We start from the raw sequence: 18,981 nt of genomic DNA, 5'->3' as shown, positions 1-18,981 counted from the left end.
TTTTTATTTATGTTTTATTAATGGCATAGGTACTTATCTTAATACTATCTTAATGCCTCTAATTTTATAATAAAGGAAAAGAGGGGATTACTATGATAGATTATTTATTAGTGGTTGTTTTGATTGGTATTTTAGTGATTATTTATCGACAAATGATAAAAGTAGATGATGTATTAGATACTATAGAACATCCAGATGTATTGGTTATTTATGAAGATCAATATAAAGATATAAAAAAATATGAAAGTAAAAAAATTAAGTGTATGAGTAAACAAGATATTTATCAATTTGAACAAAGTTATCAGTATGTGATTCTTTGTTGTCAGGATGATTATTATAATTTATTGATGAATTATCGTATTCAAAGAGATATGTTTAATACCCATGTTTATGCTTTATGTGGTGAACAAAACTATATAGAACTTTACAGTGATAATATTGATATCTTTCAAAAAAAAGAAGATATAGAAAGGGTTATAAAAAATTTATATGATCAAAAGAAGAACGAATGTTGAAATTCTTGCTTTAGGATTTGCGATTGTTATTTTAGTAGGAACATTTTTACTTTTATTACCTATTTCTAGTAATCATACTGATTTTTTAGATGCTTTATTTACAGCGACAAGTGCAACTTGTGTTACGGGATTAGTAGTTTATGATACAGCGACACATTGGACATTGTTTGGACAAATTGTCATTTTAATTTTAATTCAAATAGGTGGATTAGGATTTATTACAATTGGTGTTTTTTTAGCTACGTATCTTAAAAAGAAGATTAGTTTAAGACAAAGAGGGTTAATTGAAGAAAGTGTAAGTTCTTTAAAATTAGCAGGTGGGGTTAAACTTGTTAAGCATATTATTAAAGGGACATTTTTATTTGAAGGTATTGGAGCTGTTATTTTAAGTTTGGTGTTTATAGAAGACTTTGGTTTATTGAAAGGTATTTATTTGGGTATATTTCATTCTGTTTCAGCGTTTTGTAATGCGGGATTTGATTTATTAGGTATAATAGAACCGTATGGTTCTTTAACACCTTATGCTTCTAATATCGTTGTGAATATCACAATTATGATTTTAATTATTATAGGTGGATTAGGTTTTGTTGTTTGGCAAGATTTATACGAAAAGAAATTACATTTTAGAAATTATTTATTACAAACAAAAATAGTTTTAATTACATCTTTTATCTTTATTTTTGGTGGTGCTTTTTTATTTTATATTTTTGAATATCAACATGCTTTAGCATCACTTAGCAGTGAAGAAGCAATTCTAGCATCATTTTTTCAATCAATAACATGTCGTACAGCAGGTTTTAATACCATTGATGTCTCTCATTTAAAACCAGCAACGAGTTTATTAATGATGTTAATGATGTTTGTGGGAGGAAGTCCTGGTTCAACTGCAGGTGGTATTAAAACAACAACTTTTGCAGTCTTGATTATTTTTGTTTATTCAACTATGACAAATAAAAGTGAAGCTAATGCTTTTAATCGAAGATTTGATAGTAAGACAATCAAAAAAGCATGTTCTGTTTTTTTGATAAATTTTATCTTCATTATAATAAGTTCTTTTATTATTTTTAATGATCAACCTCATTTACCGATGCAAGACACTTTTTTTGAAATATTTTCAGCATTAGGAACAGTAGGAATATCTACGGGCATTACACGTGTCTTATCAATGACTTCAAAAATAACCATTATTTTATTAATGTATTGTGGAAGAGTGGGAAGTTTAACACTTGCTTTATCTCTTTCAAAGAAAAAGAAAATATCAAATTGTAAAAATCCAGTAGAAAAAATATCTATTGGTTAGGAGGATTTATGAAAACAGTATTAATAATTGGAATGGGTCGTTTTGGACACCATCTTGCTAGAAATATGAACGCATTAGGAAATGAAATTATGATTGTAGATAAAGATGAATCACGTTTAGAAGATCTTACAAGAGAAATTTCTAATATTAAAATAGGAGACTGTACAAACGAAGATGTTTTACAAAGTTTTGGTGTTTCCAATTTTGATATTTGTTTTGTTTGTATTGGAACAAATTTCCAAAGTAGTTTGGAAATTACAAGTTTGCTCAAAGAATTAGGAGCCAAGTATGTTATTTCTCAAGCAACAAGAGATATACACGCTAAATTTTTATTAAAAAATGGGGCGGATGAGGTTATTTATCCTAATCGTGACAGTGCTGAAAAATTAGCAGTGCGTGTAAGTAATGATAATTTGTATGATTATGTTGAATTGGATAATGAATATTCTATTTATGAAATTCCTGCATTACGTCAATGGTTAGGAAAAACAATTAAACAAATTAATATTCGAGCAGCTTTTCATATTTATATCATAGGAATCAAAAAAGATAATAAAACAGATTTTTTACCTTCGGTAGATTATGTTTTTAATGTAGAAGATCATCTTTTAGTTATAGGAAAGAAAAAAGATGTTGATATGATTCTAAAATGTATGTCATGATGATCTTGGTGATTTGATGAAAGAAAAATTAAGGTATTTAGTTTATTTTGGTATTATTATTTCGATTGAATTATTTTGTTCACTTACTTTAAATTCAATGGGAATTAGGAAAGAAAATATTTTAATGGTATTTATTGTAGGAGTTTTATTAATTTCTACATTTACTAAAGGATATTTTTATGGTTTATTAGCATCTATTGTTAGTGTATTATGTTTTAACTTTTTATATATTGACCCTAACTACGATTTTCATATTAGTGATCCTAATGATTTTATGCTTATTCTTTTCTTTTTGATGACTTCTGTTATTGCTTGTAGTTTAACGGATCGTTTTCAAAAACAAATTCTTATTTCTAAAAAGAATGAAGGTATTTCTAAACAATTATATAGCTTATCAGAAAGATTATTGAACGTTTCAGGGATCGAATATATTTTATTAAAAGGAAATCAATATATTGAAGAAAGTATTCAAATAAAAACAAATATTTCCTTGGAAATAAAAGAAGAAAGTAAAAATGTAATTCCTATTATAGGAATGAATCGAGTTTTAGGAAGTATTGAAATATTAAGTCATCAAGGACTCAATGAAGATCAAATGATTATCATTAAAGCAGCTGCTAACCAATTAGGAAATGCTTTAGAAAGAGAACTTACTTATTTAGAACAAGAAAAAATAAAGGTAGCGATGGAAAGAGAACATATGCTTAACAGTATGTTAAGAAGTATCTCACATGATTTAAGAACACCACTTACAGGAATCGTTGGAGCAAGTCAACTCATGATGAATCAAGATCATCTTACAAATGAGGATATTTATTCACTTGCAAAAGACATACATGATCAAGCACATTGGCTTACTCAAATCGTTGAAAATATTTTAAACATGTCTAAAATAGAAAGTGGAAATTTAGTCTTACATAAAAATTTAGAAGTTGTAGATGATTTGATTTATGAAGCAATACAACATTTACCTGAATTAGAAAAAAGAAATGTGGTTGTAGATGTACCTCAAGATTTATTATTTATTAATGTAGATGGTAAATTAATGGTTCAAGTATTTATTAATATTTTAAATAATGCAATCAAGTATACAAAAGAAAAAGATCAAATTACGATTCATGTAAAGAAATTAGAAGATGAAGTACAATTTATGATTAAAGATACAGGATCTGGAATTTCTAAAAATATTTTAGATCATATTTTTGAAGAATTTGTAACAGATACCAATGTTTCTAATGATAGTCAAAAAGGAATTGGTTTAGGATTAGCTATTTGTAAAGCAATTATTCAAGCTCATGGTGGAAAAATTTGGGCTAAGGATGAAACAGATGGAGCATGTTTTATTTTTACTATTCCTAGTGATAAGGAGTTGAATGTATAATGAATGATTTAATTATGATTGTAGAAGATGATCCATATATTTCTCATTTTCTGCAAATGTCTTTTGAACAAGAAGGATATCGTATATTAATGACAACAAAGGGTCATGAAGCATTAAGTCTTTTTTATAGTCATCAACCTGATATCGTTATTTTAGATTTAGGTTTACCAGATATTGATGGTCTTGAAGTAATTCAAGAAATTAGGAAAATTTCTTCAAAACCTATTATTGTTGTTTCTGCACGATTAGAAGAACAAGAAAAAATCAAAGCACTTGATTTAGGAGCAAATGATTATGTTGTAAAACCATTTTATATGGGAGAGCTTTTAGCTAGAATTAGAGTAGCTAAAAGATTATCTAAAAAAGAAGATGAAGAAATAAAGAAATATCAAAAGGATTATTTAGAGGTTGATTTTATTTCTAGAAAGGTATTAATAGATCAAGAAGAAATTCATTTAACACCGATTGAATTTAATCTTTTAAAGCTTTTAATTGAACATCGTGGTAAAGTATTAACACATAATTACATTCAAAAAGAAATCTGGGGTTATCAAGATCATTCTAATCAAAATGCATTAAGAGTATTTATGGCTACTCTTCGTCGAAAAATAGAAAAAGATACGAATCATCCTCGTTTTATTGTCACAGAAGTAGGTGTAGGATATACTTTTAAAGATTAACAAGGGAAACCTTGTTTTTTTATTTCCTAACAATTAGGAAACATAATTAATGTTGTGTAAAAAAAATTACTGTTATAATGATAATAAATGGAGGAAAAAAGATATGTTAAATGATCGACAAATGCATGTAATTGATCTATTGAATGATAAAAAATGGATTACTGGAAAAGAGATGGCGCATATTCTAAATGTTACAGATCGTACAATACGTAATGATATAGAGCATATTAATCAATTTTACGATTGTTTGTTAATTAGTGCTGATAAAAGGAAAGGTTATCATATTGATCAAACACTTTTATCAAAACAAGATATTGAACCCAAGGAAATTATTCCACAAACATCACATGAAAGATGTGTTTGGTTAATACAGGAATTATTGTTTAAAGAAAGTGAAATTAACTTAATTCAATTGCAAGATCGAGTTTTTATTAGTGGATATTCGATAGATAATGATTTAAAGAAAATTAGAAGAATGATTAGTAGTTATTCAAGTTTAAAAATTGTTCGTAATAAAAATACAATTTATCTAGTAGGAGATGAAGCAGATAAAAGAAAACTTTACAAAGATTTGCTGACAGAAGAAACTAAAGGGAATTTTATGAATTTAAATTCTATTGCTGATTTATGGGAAAATTTTGATTTATTAGAAGTTAAAGATATATTAGAAGAAGTTTGTGAAATGAATGATTACTATATTAGAGATGTGAGTTTTCCTATGATTATGATACATGCAGGTGTTTCAATAGAAAGAATTATTAATCATAACTATATTGAAGATAAAACTTATAATGAAAAACTGAAGGATAGTTTAGAATATAAGGTGGCGAAAGATTTTTTCTCAAAAGTTTCGCAAGTGATACATATACCCGTTATTGAAGATGAAGTGGTTTTATTTTCGTATCTTTTATTGGGGAAAAGTGGAAAATTCTATAATAGAAATAGAAAAGAAAGTGAAAATTTGAAATATATTTTTTATACAATTATAGATAAAATAAAGGAATATTTTGGTATAGATCTTTCAAATGATTATGATTTAAAACTTGGATTAATTACACATTTACAGTCTTTATTGGAAAGACAAGTGAACAATGTTAAAGTTACAAACCTTTATTTAAAGGAAATTAAAAGAAAATACCCTTTGGTTTTTGAAATGGCAGTACATTCTGGTGAGGTTATTACTGAATGCACAGGATACACTATTAACGAAAACGAGCTGGCATTTCTTGCTTTGCATTTGGGAGCAGCTTATGAAAGAAGCCAAAGTATGTATCGTCATCGGGGAATAGTCATCATTCCTCACAATCAAATGTTATCTATACCTTGTGTAGAAAAATTAAAAAATAGATTTGGGGAGAGAATGGAAATTCTTGAGATATTTCATTTTTTTGAAGAATTGCAGGTTGAACAATGTCAACCAGATTTCATTTTAACAACAGTTCCCTTAAAACATCAACTTGACATACCAACTCTTCAAATAACTTTATTTGTAAATAACGAAGATGAAAGTAAAGTATTTCAGCTTCTTAATGAATTAGATAATAAGCTTTATCACAATGATGTGGTGAAGATGTTAAAAAAACTTATTAAAGAAAATTTATTTCATGTACATCAAACATTTCATGATACAACAGAAATTTTAAATTATTTATGTGATGAATTGATAGATAATGATTTAGCTACAAAAGCATACAAAGAAGATGTTTTTAAAAGAGAAGCAGTCTCAGCAACCTCATTTATGTATGGTTTTGCTGTTCCACATTCTATAGAAGTATCTACCAAAAAATCATGTATTTCTGTATTGATTTTAGATAGAAGTGTGAAATGGGGAGAATTTGATGTGAAATTTATTATTTTATTGGGAATTAGAGAAACAGATAATCATTTATTAAAAATATTTTTTGATTGGTTATCAAGTATTGTCGCTAATTCAAAGAAATTTGAACAATTATTAGAAGTAAATAATTATGAAGAATTTATGAAAGAAATTATCGCTTAGGAGCTAATGAAGATGACAAAAAGAAATATATATATAAATGCACCTTTAACAAGAAGAGTGCTTAGTTATTTTATTGATTGGTATTTAGGAGCACTTTGTGCTGCTTTTCCAATTGCTGTGGTTTCACAAAAATTGTATGGAACAATGTTAAAACAAAATTTATTAAAAATTCAACAACCTTATGGATTTATTGCGGGGATTATAGGAGTAATTTTTGCCTTGTTTTACTACATTTATATTCCTTTCTTTATTTATAAAGGACAGACTGTAGGAAAACGAATATGTAAAGTTAAAATTATTCAAAATAATAATCAAGAAGTATCGTTAAAATCATTGGTTTTAAGACAAGGTTTAGGAATGATTGTAATTGAAGGTATTTTTGTGAGTGCAAGTGCATTGTGGCATCAACTTGTTTCTTTATGCATACACGTAAATATTGTTTCAATGATGATGTATGTTGGGTTTGTTGTGGGAGGAATAAGTACGTTGATGATTATTTTTACCAAGGAACATCGTGCAATACATGACTATATAGGAAATACAAAGGTTGTAAGTGTTTGATTTCCTATTGCTAGGAAACGTCTCTATCAGCCTAAAGATAAAGAAATATTTATAATAATAGATGTAAAGATATTGGAGGAACAAAAATGGACAATTTAGAGTTAGTTAGTTTTCAAATTATTTCTGCGGTAGGTGTAGCAAAATCATCTTATATTGAAGCAATGAAAATTGCTGAAAAAGGTGATTTTGATTTAGCTAAAGCAAAAATAAAAGAGGGAGATCAGGAATTTGTAAAAGGGCATGAAGCACATGCAGGTTTGATACAAAAAGAAGCAAATGGTGAAAAAGTTGTACCAAATATTTTATTGATGCATGCAGAAGATCAACTTATGTCTGCTGAAACAATTAAAATGATGGCTCTTGAAATTATAAAATTGAACCAACGTCTTTATTCGTTAGAAAAATAAGAAGGGAGAAGGAGAATGAAAAAAATTTATTTATTTTGTAGTGCAGGAATGTCAACAAGTATGTTAGCGAGTAATATGCAAAGTGTCGCTAATGCACACAATTTGCCTATTAAAGTGGCAGCTTTTTCACACAATAAACTTGAAGAAATTATAGAAAAAGATACCCCTGATTGTATTTTACTAGGTCCACAAGTGAAATATATGTATGAAGAAACAGTTGAACAATTTGGAAATACAGGTATTCCTATTGCGGTCATTGATCAAGCGGATTACGGTATGATGAATGGTGAAAAAGTGTTAAAATCAGCAATTAAACTGATTAAATCAAATAAAAAATAGAAAGAGGACAAGTCTTATGATGAAAAAACTTGAAAAAATACTAATGCCTCTAGCGGAGGCGATTGGGAGAAATAAGTACCTCATGTCAATTCGTGATGGTTTTCTTGTTTCAACTCCATTATTAATTGGAGGTTCTATCTTCTTATTGATAGCGAACTTTCCAATTCAAGGTTGGATTAATTTTTTAGAAACAACTGTGGTTAATTCTTCAACAGGACAGACATTAGCATCTTTTATTTCAAAACCAGCAGGGGCTACTTTTGATATTATGGCAATCTTTGCTGTAATTGGTATAGCGTATTCCTTTGCTGGAAAAATGAATACAAATAAGATATTTGGTGCAGCCGTTGCCGTTGTTTCATGGTTTTTAATTATGCCATATTCAGTTAGCGGTAGTGTTGATGTGGCAGGTAAAGCAGTTGATGTAAGTTTAAGTGGTATTCCTTTAGGTTGGGTAGGATCAAAGGGTATTTTTGTCGGAATTATGTGTGCTTTTTTATCAGTCCATATTTATACATATGTGGAACGTAAAGGTTGGACAATTAAAATGCCAGCAGGTGTTCCACCTACAGTTGAAGAATCATTTGCTGCATTAATTCCAGCGGCGATGGTAATGATCGTATTCTTTACAATTAACTTATTATTTGGTTTTTTAGGTACAAATGTATTCCAAATTATTTTTGAATTTTTACAAACACCATTATTAAATTTAGGAGATACATTAGGAGCAATGGTTGTTGCTTATATTTTCTTACATTTATTTTGGTTCTTTGGAGTAAATGGTGGTTCGGTTGTTGGTGCCGTATTCAATCCAATTTTACAAACATTATCAGCAGGAAATATTGCTGGTGAACATCATATTATTTGCCAACAATTCCAAGATTTATTTGCTACTTTTGGTGGAGCAGGATCTACTTTATCATTAGTTATTGCGATGCTTTTATTCTGTAAATCAAAACGTATTACAAATTTAGGTAAACTCTCTTTTGTTCCTGGTATTTTTGGAATTAATGAACCAATTGTTTTTGGATTACCAATTGTATTGAATCCAACATTATTAATACCTTTTGTATTAGTTCCAACAGTGAATATTGTTATTTCATATTTTGCAATGGCTATGAATTTAGTACCAATTTGTTCTGGAATTAATATTCCTTGGACAACACCAATTGTTATTTCTGGTTTCCTTGCAACAAATTGGGCAGGAGCTCTTTTACAAGTGTTGTTATTAATTTTAGGAATTTTTATCTATATGCCATTTATTAAAATAATGGATAAACAATATCTTGAAGAAGAAAATAATATGCAAAATGATGAAGAAGAAGAGGATGATATTTCATTAGATGATCTTTCATTTGATGATTTGTAGGAGATGAAAATTTATGAAAATAATCATGATTTATGACCAAATTCAATCAGGCGCTGGTATTAAAGACGATCATGATATTCCTTTAGGAGCAAAAAAGGAAGCTGTTGGTCCGGCAGTTATGATGGAACCATTTTTAAAGAAAGTAGATGGAAAAGTCGTGGCATGTCTTTATTGTGGAGACGGGACGTATCTAAAAAATCCTGACGAAGTAAGTCGAAAATTATGCGCAATGGTGAATAAATTAAAACCTGATGTTGTAATGTGTGGTCCTTGTTTTAATTATTTGAATTATGGAAAAATGGCAGCAAGAATTGCTTACGATATTAATCAAAATACATCTTCTAAAGCAATTGCGGCCATGTCAGATGATAATCAAGAAACGATTAACGAATATAAAGATAAATTATGTATTATTAAAACACCTAAAAAGGGTGGTATAGGTTTAAATGAGTCTTTAGAGGGAATGTGTGTTCTTGCAAAGGCTCTTTACCAAGAAAAAGAAATTGAAGAAATTAAAGAAAAATTTTGTTTTTAGGATGCTGTTTAGCATCCTTTCTACTAGGAGGAAAGAAAATGTGGGGAATAATAGCAACATGGCGTATGGCTGTTGAAGGAATTAGTGAAGCAAGCCATATTTTACAAGAAAAAGGAGATGCAGGAGATGCAATAGAAACAGCAATAAAAGCAGTTGAAGATTTTCCTTATTATAAATCAGTTGGTTATGGAGGACTTCCTAATGAAGAAATGGAAGTAGAGTTAGATGCAGCTTATATGGATGGAAATACATTAAGTATTGGAGCAGTTGCGGCTATTAAAGATTTTGCAAATCCGGTATCAATTGCTAGACGCTTATCTAAAGAAAAAGTAAATAATATTTTAGTTGGAGAAGGGGCTGAAAAATTTGCTCATAAAGAAGGCTTTGAACGTAAAAATATGCTTACAGACCGCGCTAAAATTCATTATAGAAATAGAGTGAAAGAAGTCCGTGAACAAGAAATAAAACCTTATGCAGGACATGATACAGTTGGTATGGTATGTCTTGACCAACAAGGGAAAATGACATCAGCAACTTCAACAAGTGGTTTATTTATGAAGAAAAAAGGACGTGTTGGAGATTCACCAATAGCGGGTTCAGGATTTTATGTTGATTCAAGTGTAGGTGGAGCTTCAGCAACTGGATTGGGAGAAGATCTAATGAAAGGATGTATTTCTTATGAAATCGTTCGCTTAATGGCAGAAGGTATGCACCCCCAAGCAGCTTGCGAAAAAGCAGTTAATCAACTTGATCATCGTTTAAAAGAAAGAAGAGGTCATGCAGGGGATCTATCGTTAATTGCAATGAATAATAAAGGAGAATGGGGAGTTGCAACTAATATTGAAGGATTTTCATTTGCGGTGGCAACGGAAAATCAAGAACCAATTGTTTATCTTACAAAAAATAAAGATGGAAAATGTATTCATGAAGTTGCAAGTCAAGAATGGCTTGATCATTATATGAAAACAAGGATGGCACCTTTAGAGGAAAAATAGTATGGAAGAAGAAATTATAAAAAAAATAGATATGCTTTCTTTAAGAATGATTGAGGATATTAAAACGATTGTAAAAATGCCAAGTGTTGAAGGAACTTTTCAACAAGGGGCACCTTTTGGTAAAGATATTGCTTTAACACTTGACAAGGTTTTAGAAATTGCTCAATCTTTGGGGTTTGAAACAAAAAATTTAGATCATTATATAGGATATGCACAATATGGTAAAGGTGAAGATTATATTGGCATTATTGGACATTTAGATGTTGTACCTACAGGTTTAGGTTGGAAACATCCCCCATTTAGTGCGTATGAAGAAGATGGATATATTTATTCACGAGGAATATTAGATAATAAGGGTCCAATTATGACATGCTTGTATGCATTATATGCGATTAAAGAACTAAATATTAAACTTCATAAGCCTGTAAGAATTATTTTTGGCTGTGATGAAGAAACTGGATTTAAAGATTTAGAGTATTATTTAAAACATGAAAAGCCGCCAGTCATGGGGTGGACACCGGACTGTAAGTATCCTGTGGTTTATGCAGAAAGAGGAAGAGCTGTTATTGAAATAAGTGCTAAAGAAAAACAAGTTGATGAATTTTTTTTGTTTATTAATAACTATTTTTTAAATGCTAATACGAATGCAGAAAAACTCGGTTTAGATTTTAAAGATGAAGAATTTGGTATAAATGAAATGCGTAATTTTGTATTGAAACATGAAAAAAGTAAACTTGTTTTTTCGGTCACATTTTCTTATCCTGCAAATATGACGCTAGAAACAATTGTTGAAACAATTAGAGAAAAAGCAAAAAACATGGAAGTAACATGTGTTCAACATTATTTTCCTGTAAAATTTGAAAAAGATTGCCCAATGGTTTCTTTGTTGTCTAAGGCTTATGAAAAAATAACGCATTTAGATGGAACACCTGTTACCACTACAGGAGGAACTTACGCTAAATTAATGCCTCATATTGTTCCTTTTGGTCCAAGTTTTCCGGGTCAAAAAGGTATTGGACATCAACCAAATGAATGGATGAAAATTGAGGATTTGAATACAAATGCAAAAATATATGCATTAGGAATTTATTATTTAGGAATGTTATAGGAGAGAGTATGGAAAGAATAATCGAAATATGTTGTGGAAGTTATGAAGATGCTTTAAATGCTTATCATGGTGGAGCAAAACGCATTGAACTTAATAATGCTTTACATTTAGGCGGTTTAACACCATCTCTAGCAACTTTAAAACTTACAAAAAAGAATACAAACTTAAAAGTAATTACGATGGTAAGACCAAGAGGAGCAGGATTTTGTTATAACGAGATTGAATTTGAAGTGATGAAAGAAGATGCAAAGTCTTTATTAGAAAATGGAGCCGATGGAATAGCTTTTGGTTGTTTAAATAAAGATGGTTCTATTTGTATTAAACAAACAAAAGAAATGATAGAAATCATAAAAAGTTATCAAGGAGAAGTTGTTTTTCATCGTGCATTTGATTGTGTTGAAGATCCCTATACTTCGATAGAATTATTAATTGAATTAGGAGTGGATCGTATTCTTACAAGTGGGTTAAAACCTAAAGCAATGGATGGAAAAGATCTAATTAAAAATTTACAAGAAAAATATGGAAGTCAAATTGAAATTCTTGCAGGAAGTGGCATGAATGCAAGTAACGCCAAAGAAATGATGAAGTATACAGGAATTTATCAAGTTCATAGTTCTTGTAAAGACTGGATCAATGATGCAACAACACACAGACATGAGGTCTCTTATGCTTATGCCCCTGTTCCTCATGAAAATGATTATGATGTTGTCTCTAAGGAATTAGTTGAAAAAATTGTGAAAAGTATATGATAAAAAAACTAAATAAAAATAAAAAAGCAAGAACATTGGTAACGTTTCTTTGTGTTTTGATTTCTGCGTTAAGTCAAGCGTATGTCATTCAAGTCTTTATTCAACCTGCAAATTTATTATCAAGTGGATTTACAGGGGTAGCTATTCTTATTGAGAAAATTACTTCTACTTATTTTGGCTTTTCGTTTTCAACATCATTAGGCATGATTGTTTTAAATGTACCGGTTGCTATTTTATGCTATAAAAATATTAGCCCTAGATTTACACTTTTTTCATTACTACAAGTATTTTTAGCGAGTTTGTTTTTAAAAGTGTGTCAATTTCAACCTTTATTTAATGATATTTTATTAAATATTACTTTTGGGGGAGTTTCCTATGGATTAATGGCAGTTCTTGTACTTAGAGGAAATGCTTCCACTGGAGGGACAGATTTTATTGCTCTCTATATTTCTAATAAAAAGGGTAAATCTATATGGGAATATGTTTTTGTTTTTAATACTTTAATTCTTATGATATTTGGATCAATGTTTGGTTGGATCCATGCAGGATATTCTATTTTATTTCAATTTATTTCAACAAAAACAATCGATTCTTTTTACCATCGTTATGAACGTGTAACATTACAAATAACAACAAAAAAATCAAAAGAAATTGTAGAGGCCTATATCCAATATTATCGTCATGGTATTTCTTGTGTTGAGGCTATTGGAGGATATTCAAAACAGCCAATGAATTTATTACATACAGTGGTTTCAAGTTATGAAGTCCAAGATATTATAGACTTAATGAAAGATGTGGATCCTGATTTAATAGTTAATGTTATAAAAACTGAAAATTTTTATGGCGGTTTTTATCAACAACCAATAGAATAAAAACTTATTTTTTATATATCCAAAATAGAAAAAATATTTTTACTACTGCTAATAATAAGTCTGTTATCTTTCTATTGTTTCTTAAAAGATTATTCGTTATATTATAAAGAGTAAAGAGATGAGGAATAATTATGAGTGAACAAATACATAAAAGAAGAAAAAGATATAAAGGGACACATCCTAGAAATTTTGAAGAAAAATATAAAGAATTAGATCCAGAAATGTATCCTGAAACGATTGAAAAAGTAATTTCTAAAGGAAGTACACCTGCAGGAATGCATATTTCTATTATGGTAGATGAAATATTAGAGTTTTTAGATATTCAACCAGGACAAGTTGGTTTAGATTGTACATTAGGTTATGGTGGACATACTTCTAAAATGTTAGAAAAATTAGAAGGTCAAGGTCACGTTTATGGATTAGATATTGATTCAATTGAAATTGAAAAAACAACACAAAGATTAAGAAATAAAGGATTTGATGAAAATATTTTTACATCGGTCTTAACGAATTTTAGAAATATCGATGAAGTAAGTGAAAAATATGGAAAGTTTGATTTTGTATTGGCTGATTTAGGTGTATCATCAATGCAAATTGATAATCCAGAAAGAGGTTTTTCTTATAAAAAAGATGGACCTTTAGATTTAAGATTAAATCCTAAAGCTGGAAGACCCGCTTCTCAGATATTAAAAGAGTTATCTAGAGAAGATTTAGAAAATATTTTATTAGAAAACTCTGATGAACCTTATGCTGATATTTTAGCTAAAAACATATATTCTTTTATTCGTTCAGGAATGGAAGTAGAAACAACACGTCAACTTTATAAAATCATTGATAAGACATTAAATTTTATTGAAGATAAAAATAGAAAAGATATTGTTAATAAAACAGCAGCTCGAGTTTTTCAAGCTTTAAGAATAGAAGTCAATCAAGAATTTGAAGTTTTATATGAATTTGTTGAAAAACTACCTCATATTTTAAAACCAGGAGGAAGAGTAGCTATTTTAACTTTCCATTCAGGTGAAGATCGTATTGTTAAAAAGACTTTTAAAGAAATGAAAAATAGTGGTGTTTATGAAGATGTATGTCGAAATGTAATACGACCTACTAAAGAAGAATGTCATCGAAATTCAAGAGCTAAATCAACAAAAATGCGTTGGGCAATTAAAGCTAAATAATAAAAGGAATAATGATTTTTGGTCATTATTCCTTTTTAATAAGCTCAAATATTTCTTGATAGAGAGGAAGGAGTTTTTTGTCTTTGTGCATGACAATATGATACGTTCTTTGTATTTGAAAATCATTATTTTTTAAATAAGTTATTTCTTTTGATTCTTTAACTAAAGAATAAGGAAGTATCGAAAAGCCATCATTTTGTTTAACGAGTTCAATTAAAGCATGAGGATTTGTACATTCAATAGTTGGCACAATATCTAAATCATGACTTATAAAATAACTATGAACAAGTTCATAAATAGAACTTCCTTTTTCACGTGAATAATAATCATAATGTTCTAGTTCTTTTAAATCTTTTACTTTTAATAAAGGATGTTTTGGATGAACAATAATAACAAGTTCATCTTGATAGAAGGCTATTTTTTTTAATTGATGAAGCGGTGTTGTTTCAATTAAAGCAAAATCAAGTTCATTTTTTAAAAGTAAATTTTCTATATATTCAAGATTATTAACGATAATATGAAAATGAATAGTTGGGTAAATCATTTTTAATTTTTTTAATAATTGAGGTAAAAAAACTTGTGCCATAGTGACACTACAACCAAAAGAAATATTTTCTACATGATCTTCATACATTTCATTTTCCATATTTTCAAGAGATGAAAGAATCTGTAATGAATGATTATATAAAAGATGAGCTTTTTTTGTAGGATAAATTTGACGGTTCATACGATCAAATAAGGGTGTTTGATATTTTTCTTCTAATTCTTTAATAGCTAATGAAACAGAAGGTTGGCTAATGTGTAATTCTTTGGATGCTTTAGTAATACTTTGATTTTGATAAACACTCATAAAGATTTCTAGATGTCTAAATGTCATAATGCCTCCTTATATAGGTAAATACCTATGTATAATATTATTATATAATATTTTACAGATGAATCAATGTGTATTAAGATGAAATAGGTGATAGAAATGAAGGAAAAAAGAAAATTATTAATGGAATTGTTTACCTCTACACTTTATTTATCAGCATTTACTTTTGGTGGAGGTTATGTGATTGTTTCTTTATTAAAAGAAAGATTTGTGGATCAACTTCATTATATTGATGAAAAAGAAATGTTGGATTTAGTAGCGATTGCACAAAGTGCTCCAGGAGCAATAGCTGTTAATGGAGCGATTGTTTTAGGATATAAAATGGCAGGAATTTTAGGGATTATTGTTTGTGTGATTGGCACAATCATTCCACCAATCGTTATTATTAGTGTGATTGCTTATTTTTATAAAATATTTATTACCAATAAAATCATCAGTGCAATTCTTCTTGGGATGCGCGCTGGAATTGGAGCGATTATCGTAAGTGTGGTTTATGATATGGCCTTAAGTGTCATGGATGAACATAAAGAAAGAAATATTTTAATTATGATAGGAGCTTTTGTTTTAAATTACTTTTTAAATGTGAACATTATGTACATTATTTTAGGATGTATTTTACTTGCATTTGTTGAGCTATTTATAAGGAGGGAAAGAGCATGATTTATTTACAATTATTTTGGGCATTTTTCCAAATAGGACTCTTTAGCTTTGGGGGTGGTTATGCTGCATTACCTCTTATTAGTCAACAAGTAATCTCCACCTATCATTGGATCAGTCAGAATACATTTACGGATCTTATTACGATTTCCCAAATGACACCAGGACCCATTGCGGTCAATTCTTCAACATTTGTTGGACAATATGTAGCTCATTTACCTGGTGCTCTTATTGCTACTTTTGGTTGTATTTTACCTTCATGTATCCTTGTTTCATTACTTGCTTATTTTTATGTAAAATATAAAGATATGAAAGTAATGAAAACAATTCTTTCTTATTTAAGACCAGCGGTTGTTTCGATGATTGCGATTAGTGGAATCAGTATTTTGATTTCTTCATTTTTTAAAGATTCATTAATTGGTATTTCTTATATAAGATACCATGCAATTATTGTTTTTATCCTTTGTTTAATATTACTTAGAAAATATAAAATGAATCCAATTTTAGTTATGGTTCTTGCAGGAATCAGTGAGGTTGTTATTCAAATGATATAGGAGGAAAGAGAATGTATATTTATTATCCAAGTTGTAATTTTGCTATTTCAAGTCCACAAACAGCAAAAAAAGTAAGAGAATATTTAAAAGAAAAGATGGATATTGCAAAATGTTGTAAAATTGATCAAAGAAAATTTAATGAAGAAGATATTGGTATTTATGTTTGTCAAGCGTGTAGAGGTCAAATAGAAAATCAAGTTAATACAATGTCTTTATGGCAATATTTAGATCAATTAGATGATTTTAAATTTCCTGATTATCATGGTCAAAAGATGTATTTACAAGATTGTTGGAGAGATAGAAATCATCCAGAAATACATCAAGCAGTAAGAAGTCTTTTAAAAAAAATGAATATTGAGGTACTTGAAATTGAAAAGAATAAAGAAAATTCTATCTATTGTGGAACGCTCCACTATGAAAATAAAGAATTGAAAGATAACCATTTATCTCATTATTCTAAAGAGATACAAGAAAAATATATGTATGATTATGTACAACAGTTTCAAGGTATTCAAGTAATATGTACATGTAATCGTTGTTTAAAAGGTATTTTACTTGGAAAGGGAAATGGGATTCATTTATTAGATTTAGTGATGATTTAAAATATTGAATAAAAAATGAGAATAATATAAATATAAAGTTAATATAAATTTTAACAAAATATTGACAAAAACATCATAGAATGTTAGTATTTCTTTGTGATTTAGGAATGTAACTCTTTGGAGGCTTGACCTAATAAAAGTATTTTTATACTTTATTATGTTGCCTTTGAAGAGTTTTTTATTTATATAATAAGGAGAAAGAATATGATTAACGTATTAAAAAAGAAAAAATGTGTAATATATGCACCGGCAAATGGAAAAGTTGTAGACTTATCAAAAGTTCCAGATCCTGTTTTTTCAAAGAAAATGATGGGTGAAGGAGTAGGATTAATATTTGAAGGAGATATTTTGTTTGCGCCATTAGATGGGAAAGTTAAATTGGTTGCTTCGACTAAACATGCTATTGGATTTGAAGCAAATAATAAAGCAGAAATTTTAATGCATATAGGATTAGATACTGTATCACTTGAAGGAAAGGGATTTGAACTTTTAATAAAAGAAGGCGATAGGGTAAAACATGGAACACCAGTTTTAAAAATAAATAGACAATTTATGAAAGAAAGGAATATAGATTTAACAACACCAATAGTTGTTACTAATTCAGAATATAAAGTTTTCAAAAGTAATATAACAGATGTGACGACTGACTCAGTAATAATGGAATGTACAAAGAATTAATAAAAGAGGTAATATTATGAGAGTACTCAGAACCATTAATAATAATGTTGTTATATGTTTAGATAACAATGAAAATGAAGTAGTTGCTTTTGGAAAAGGAATAGGATTTAAGAAAAAAAATAATGATATAATTGAATTATCAAAAATAGATAGGACTTACTATAAAGTTAAAACTGAATATGTAGATATGATAGCTCATATTTCTCAAGACATTTTAGATGTTTCTATCAAAATAATTGATTATTGTAGAAGCCATTTGAAAAAAACAATAAATCCTAATGTTATTTTTACTTTGGCAGATCATATTAATTTTGCAATAAAAAGGTATGAAGAGAATATAGATATTAGTTTACCAATATTTAAAGATGTAGAACACTTGTATGAAAATGAATATGCTGTAGGACTGTTTGGATTGCATACAATTAATAAAATGTTAAGCGTATCTTTACCAGAAGTTGAAGCAGGAATGATAGCTTTGCATATCATTAATGCAGAAATATCTGTTGGTAGAAATGAAGAAAAACGAAATGAAGATATGATACAGGATATCATAAAAATTATAGAACAATATTTAAAAATAAATATTGATAAGAATGGATTTAATTATTCACGTTTTGTTTCACATATGAATTATTTATTTAAAAGAGGAAAAAAAGGAAAATATATATTTTCAAAGAACTCAGAAATGTATGATACTTTGATAAAATGTTATCCAAAAACTAATAGAATAGTCGAAAAAATAACTATTTATTTAGAAGATGCAATGAAATGTGTTTTAACAGATGATGAAAAGATATATTTGATATTGCATGTTAATAGATTGTGTACAAGAGAAGATTGTCTAAGCAATCGATAGAGGGCGTTACCTTGCGTAGTGGGCGTGACCTCAGGTATATAAAATTTTGCTATTGTAGAATTTTTAATGCCTGAGGTTTTTTAATGGATTTTAACAACATAGAATCGCGC

The 18,981-nt window shown here is 28.6% G+C and carries 22 protein-coding genes; 21 read left to right on the top strand and 1 reads right to left on the bottom strand.

The window, feature by feature from the left end:
- Positions 1-92: 92 nt before the first annotated feature.
- From C7U54_RS05720 to rsmH, 16 genes are all read left to right on the top strand, one after another.
- Positions 93-515, top strand: a complete 423-nt coding sequence (locus C7U54_RS05720) for a hypothetical protein (RefSeq protein ID WP_107029601.1) — start codon at positions 93-95, stop codon at positions 513-515.
- The gene (locus C7U54_RS05715) at positions 490-1,815 is read left to right on the top strand and encodes a TrkH family potassium uptake protein (protein ID WP_107029600.1); all 1,326 of its coding nucleotides are present in this window, start codon (positions 490-492) and stop codon (positions 1,813-1,815) included. Before C7U54_RS05720 ends, C7U54_RS05715 begins: the two co-directional genes overlap by 26 nt.
- Before the next feature lie 8 nt (positions 1,816-1,823).
- Positions 1,824-2,477 (top strand): potassium channel family protein, encoded by a 654-nt coding sequence (locus tag C7U54_RS05710; protein WP_107029599.1) that lies wholly within the window; start codon positions 1,824-1,826, stop codon positions 2,475-2,477.
- A 16-nt stretch (positions 2,478-2,493) separates the two neighbouring features.
- Positions 2,494-3,858 (top strand): sensor histidine kinase, encoded by a 1,365-nt coding sequence (locus C7U54_RS05705; RefSeq protein WP_107029598.1) that lies wholly within the window; start codon positions 2,494-2,496, stop codon positions 3,856-3,858.
- Positions 3,858-4,538, top strand: a complete 681-nt coding sequence (locus C7U54_RS05700; RefSeq protein WP_107029597.1) for a response regulator — start codon at positions 3,858-3,860, stop codon at positions 4,536-4,538. The genes C7U54_RS05705 and C7U54_RS05700 overlap by 1 nt, the downstream gene beginning before the upstream one ends.
- A 103-nt stretch (positions 4,539-4,641) precedes the next feature.
- Positions 4,642-6,537, top strand: coding sequence for a BglG family transcription antiterminator (locus C7U54_RS05695; protein WP_107029596.1), 1,896 nt, complete (start codon positions 4,642-4,644; stop codon positions 6,535-6,537).
- Between the two features lie 12 nt (positions 6,538-6,549).
- Positions 6,550-7,098, top strand: coding sequence for an RDD family protein (locus C7U54_RS05690; protein ID WP_206603593.1), 549 nt, complete (start codon positions 6,550-6,552; stop codon positions 7,096-7,098).
- Between the two features lie 86 nt (positions 7,099-7,184).
- Complete coding sequence (locus C7U54_RS05685; protein WP_107029594.1) at positions 7,185-7,505, top strand: PTS lactose/cellobiose transporter subunit IIA; 321 nt, start codon at positions 7,185-7,187, stop codon at positions 7,503-7,505.
- Between the two features lie 15 nt (positions 7,506-7,520).
- A complete protein-coding gene (locus C7U54_RS05680) occupies positions 7,521-7,844 on the top strand; it encodes a PTS sugar transporter subunit IIB (RefSeq protein ID WP_022001211.1) in 324 nt (107 codons plus the stop codon).
- Between the two features lie 16 nt (positions 7,845-7,860).
- Positions 7,861-9,213 carry a PTS sugar transporter subunit IIC gene (locus C7U54_RS05675; RefSeq protein ID WP_022001212.1) on the top strand — a complete coding sequence of 451 codons (1,353 nt, stop codon included), beginning with the start codon at positions 7,861-7,863 and terminating at the stop codon, positions 9,211-9,213.
- A gap of 13 nt (positions 9,214-9,226) precedes the next feature.
- Positions 9,227-9,748, top strand: coding sequence for a GrdB-related putative oxidoreductase (locus tag C7U54_RS05670; RefSeq protein WP_048924392.1), 522 nt, complete (start codon positions 9,227-9,229; stop codon positions 9,746-9,748).
- Between the two features lie 38 nt (positions 9,749-9,786).
- Positions 9,787-10,743, top strand: a complete 957-nt coding sequence (locus C7U54_RS05665; RefSeq protein ID WP_022001214.1) for a N(4)-(beta-N-acetylglucosaminyl)-L-asparaginase — start codon at positions 9,787-9,789, stop codon at positions 10,741-10,743.
- Between the two features lies 1 nt (position 10,744).
- Positions 10,745-11,851 carry a Sapep family Mn(2+)-dependent dipeptidase gene (locus tag C7U54_RS05660; protein WP_022001215.1) on the top strand — a complete coding sequence of 369 codons (1,107 nt, stop codon included), beginning with the start codon at positions 10,745-10,747 and terminating at the stop codon, positions 11,849-11,851.
- Positions 11,852-11,859: 8 nt separating this feature from the next.
- On the top strand, positions 11,860-12,600 hold the full coding sequence (locus tag C7U54_RS05655) for a copper homeostasis protein CutC (protein WP_107029593.1): 741 nt from the start codon (positions 11,860-11,862) through the stop codon (positions 12,598-12,600).
- A complete protein-coding gene (locus C7U54_RS05650) occupies positions 12,597-13,472 on the top strand; it encodes a YitT family protein (RefSeq protein WP_022001217.1) in 876 nt (291 codons plus the stop codon). The genes C7U54_RS05655 and C7U54_RS05650 overlap by 4 nt, the downstream gene beginning before the upstream one ends.
- A 131-nt stretch (positions 13,473-13,603) precedes the next feature.
- A complete protein-coding gene (gene rsmH / locus C7U54_RS05645) occupies positions 13,604-14,650 on the top strand; it encodes a 16S rRNA (cytosine(1402)-N(4))-methyltransferase RsmH (RefSeq protein WP_022001218.1) in 1,047 nt (348 codons plus the stop codon).
- A gap of 25 nt (positions 14,651-14,675) precedes the next feature.
- Here the strand turns inward: rsmH and C7U54_RS05640 are convergent, their stop codons facing one another.
- Positions 14,676-15,527: a LysR family transcriptional regulator gene (locus C7U54_RS05640; RefSeq protein WP_022001219.1), complete on the bottom strand. Its 852-nt coding sequence runs from the start codon at positions 15,525-15,527 to the stop codon at positions 14,676-14,678.
- A 96-nt stretch (positions 15,528-15,623) separates the two neighbouring features.
- Between C7U54_RS05640 and C7U54_RS05635 the strand changes: the two genes are divergently transcribed.
- The 5 genes from C7U54_RS05635 to C7U54_RS05615 all read left to right on the top strand — a co-directional run bounded on the left by C7U54_RS05635 (position 15,624) and on the right by C7U54_RS05615 (position 18,871).
- The gene (locus tag C7U54_RS05635; protein WP_107029592.1) at positions 15,624-16,184 is read left to right on the top strand and encodes a chromate transporter; all 561 of its coding nucleotides are present in this window, start codon (positions 15,624-15,626) and stop codon (positions 16,182-16,184) included.
- A complete protein-coding gene (locus tag C7U54_RS05630) occupies positions 16,181-16,735 on the top strand; it encodes a chromate transporter (protein WP_022001651.1) in 555 nt (184 codons plus the stop codon). The genes C7U54_RS05635 and C7U54_RS05630 overlap by 4 nt, the downstream gene beginning before the upstream one ends.
- 11 nt (positions 16,736-16,746) lie before the next feature.
- On the top strand, positions 16,747-17,337 hold the full coding sequence (locus C7U54_RS05625) for a hypothetical protein (protein WP_107029591.1): 591 nt from the start codon (positions 16,747-16,749) through the stop codon (positions 17,335-17,337).
- 204 nt (positions 17,338-17,541) lie between these two features.
- Positions 17,542-18,015: a PTS sugar transporter subunit IIA gene (locus C7U54_RS05620; protein WP_107029590.1), complete on the top strand. Its 474-nt coding sequence runs from the start codon at positions 17,542-17,544 to the stop codon at positions 18,013-18,015.
- 16 nt (positions 18,016-18,031) lie between these two features.
- The gene (locus C7U54_RS05615; protein WP_107029589.1) at positions 18,032-18,871 is read left to right on the top strand and encodes a PRD domain-containing protein; all 840 of its coding nucleotides are present in this window, start codon (positions 18,032-18,034) and stop codon (positions 18,869-18,871) included.
- Positions 18,872-18,981 lie beyond the last annotated feature (110 nt).

Source organism: Faecalibacillus intestinalis, from assembly GCF_003024685.1.
In the GTDB taxonomy this organism is placed as follows: Bacteria; Bacillota_I; Bacilli_A; order Erysipelotrichales; family Coprobacillaceae; genus Faecalibacillus; species Faecalibacillus intestinalis.
This window is presented reverse-complemented; position numbering and strand designations above follow the sequence as displayed.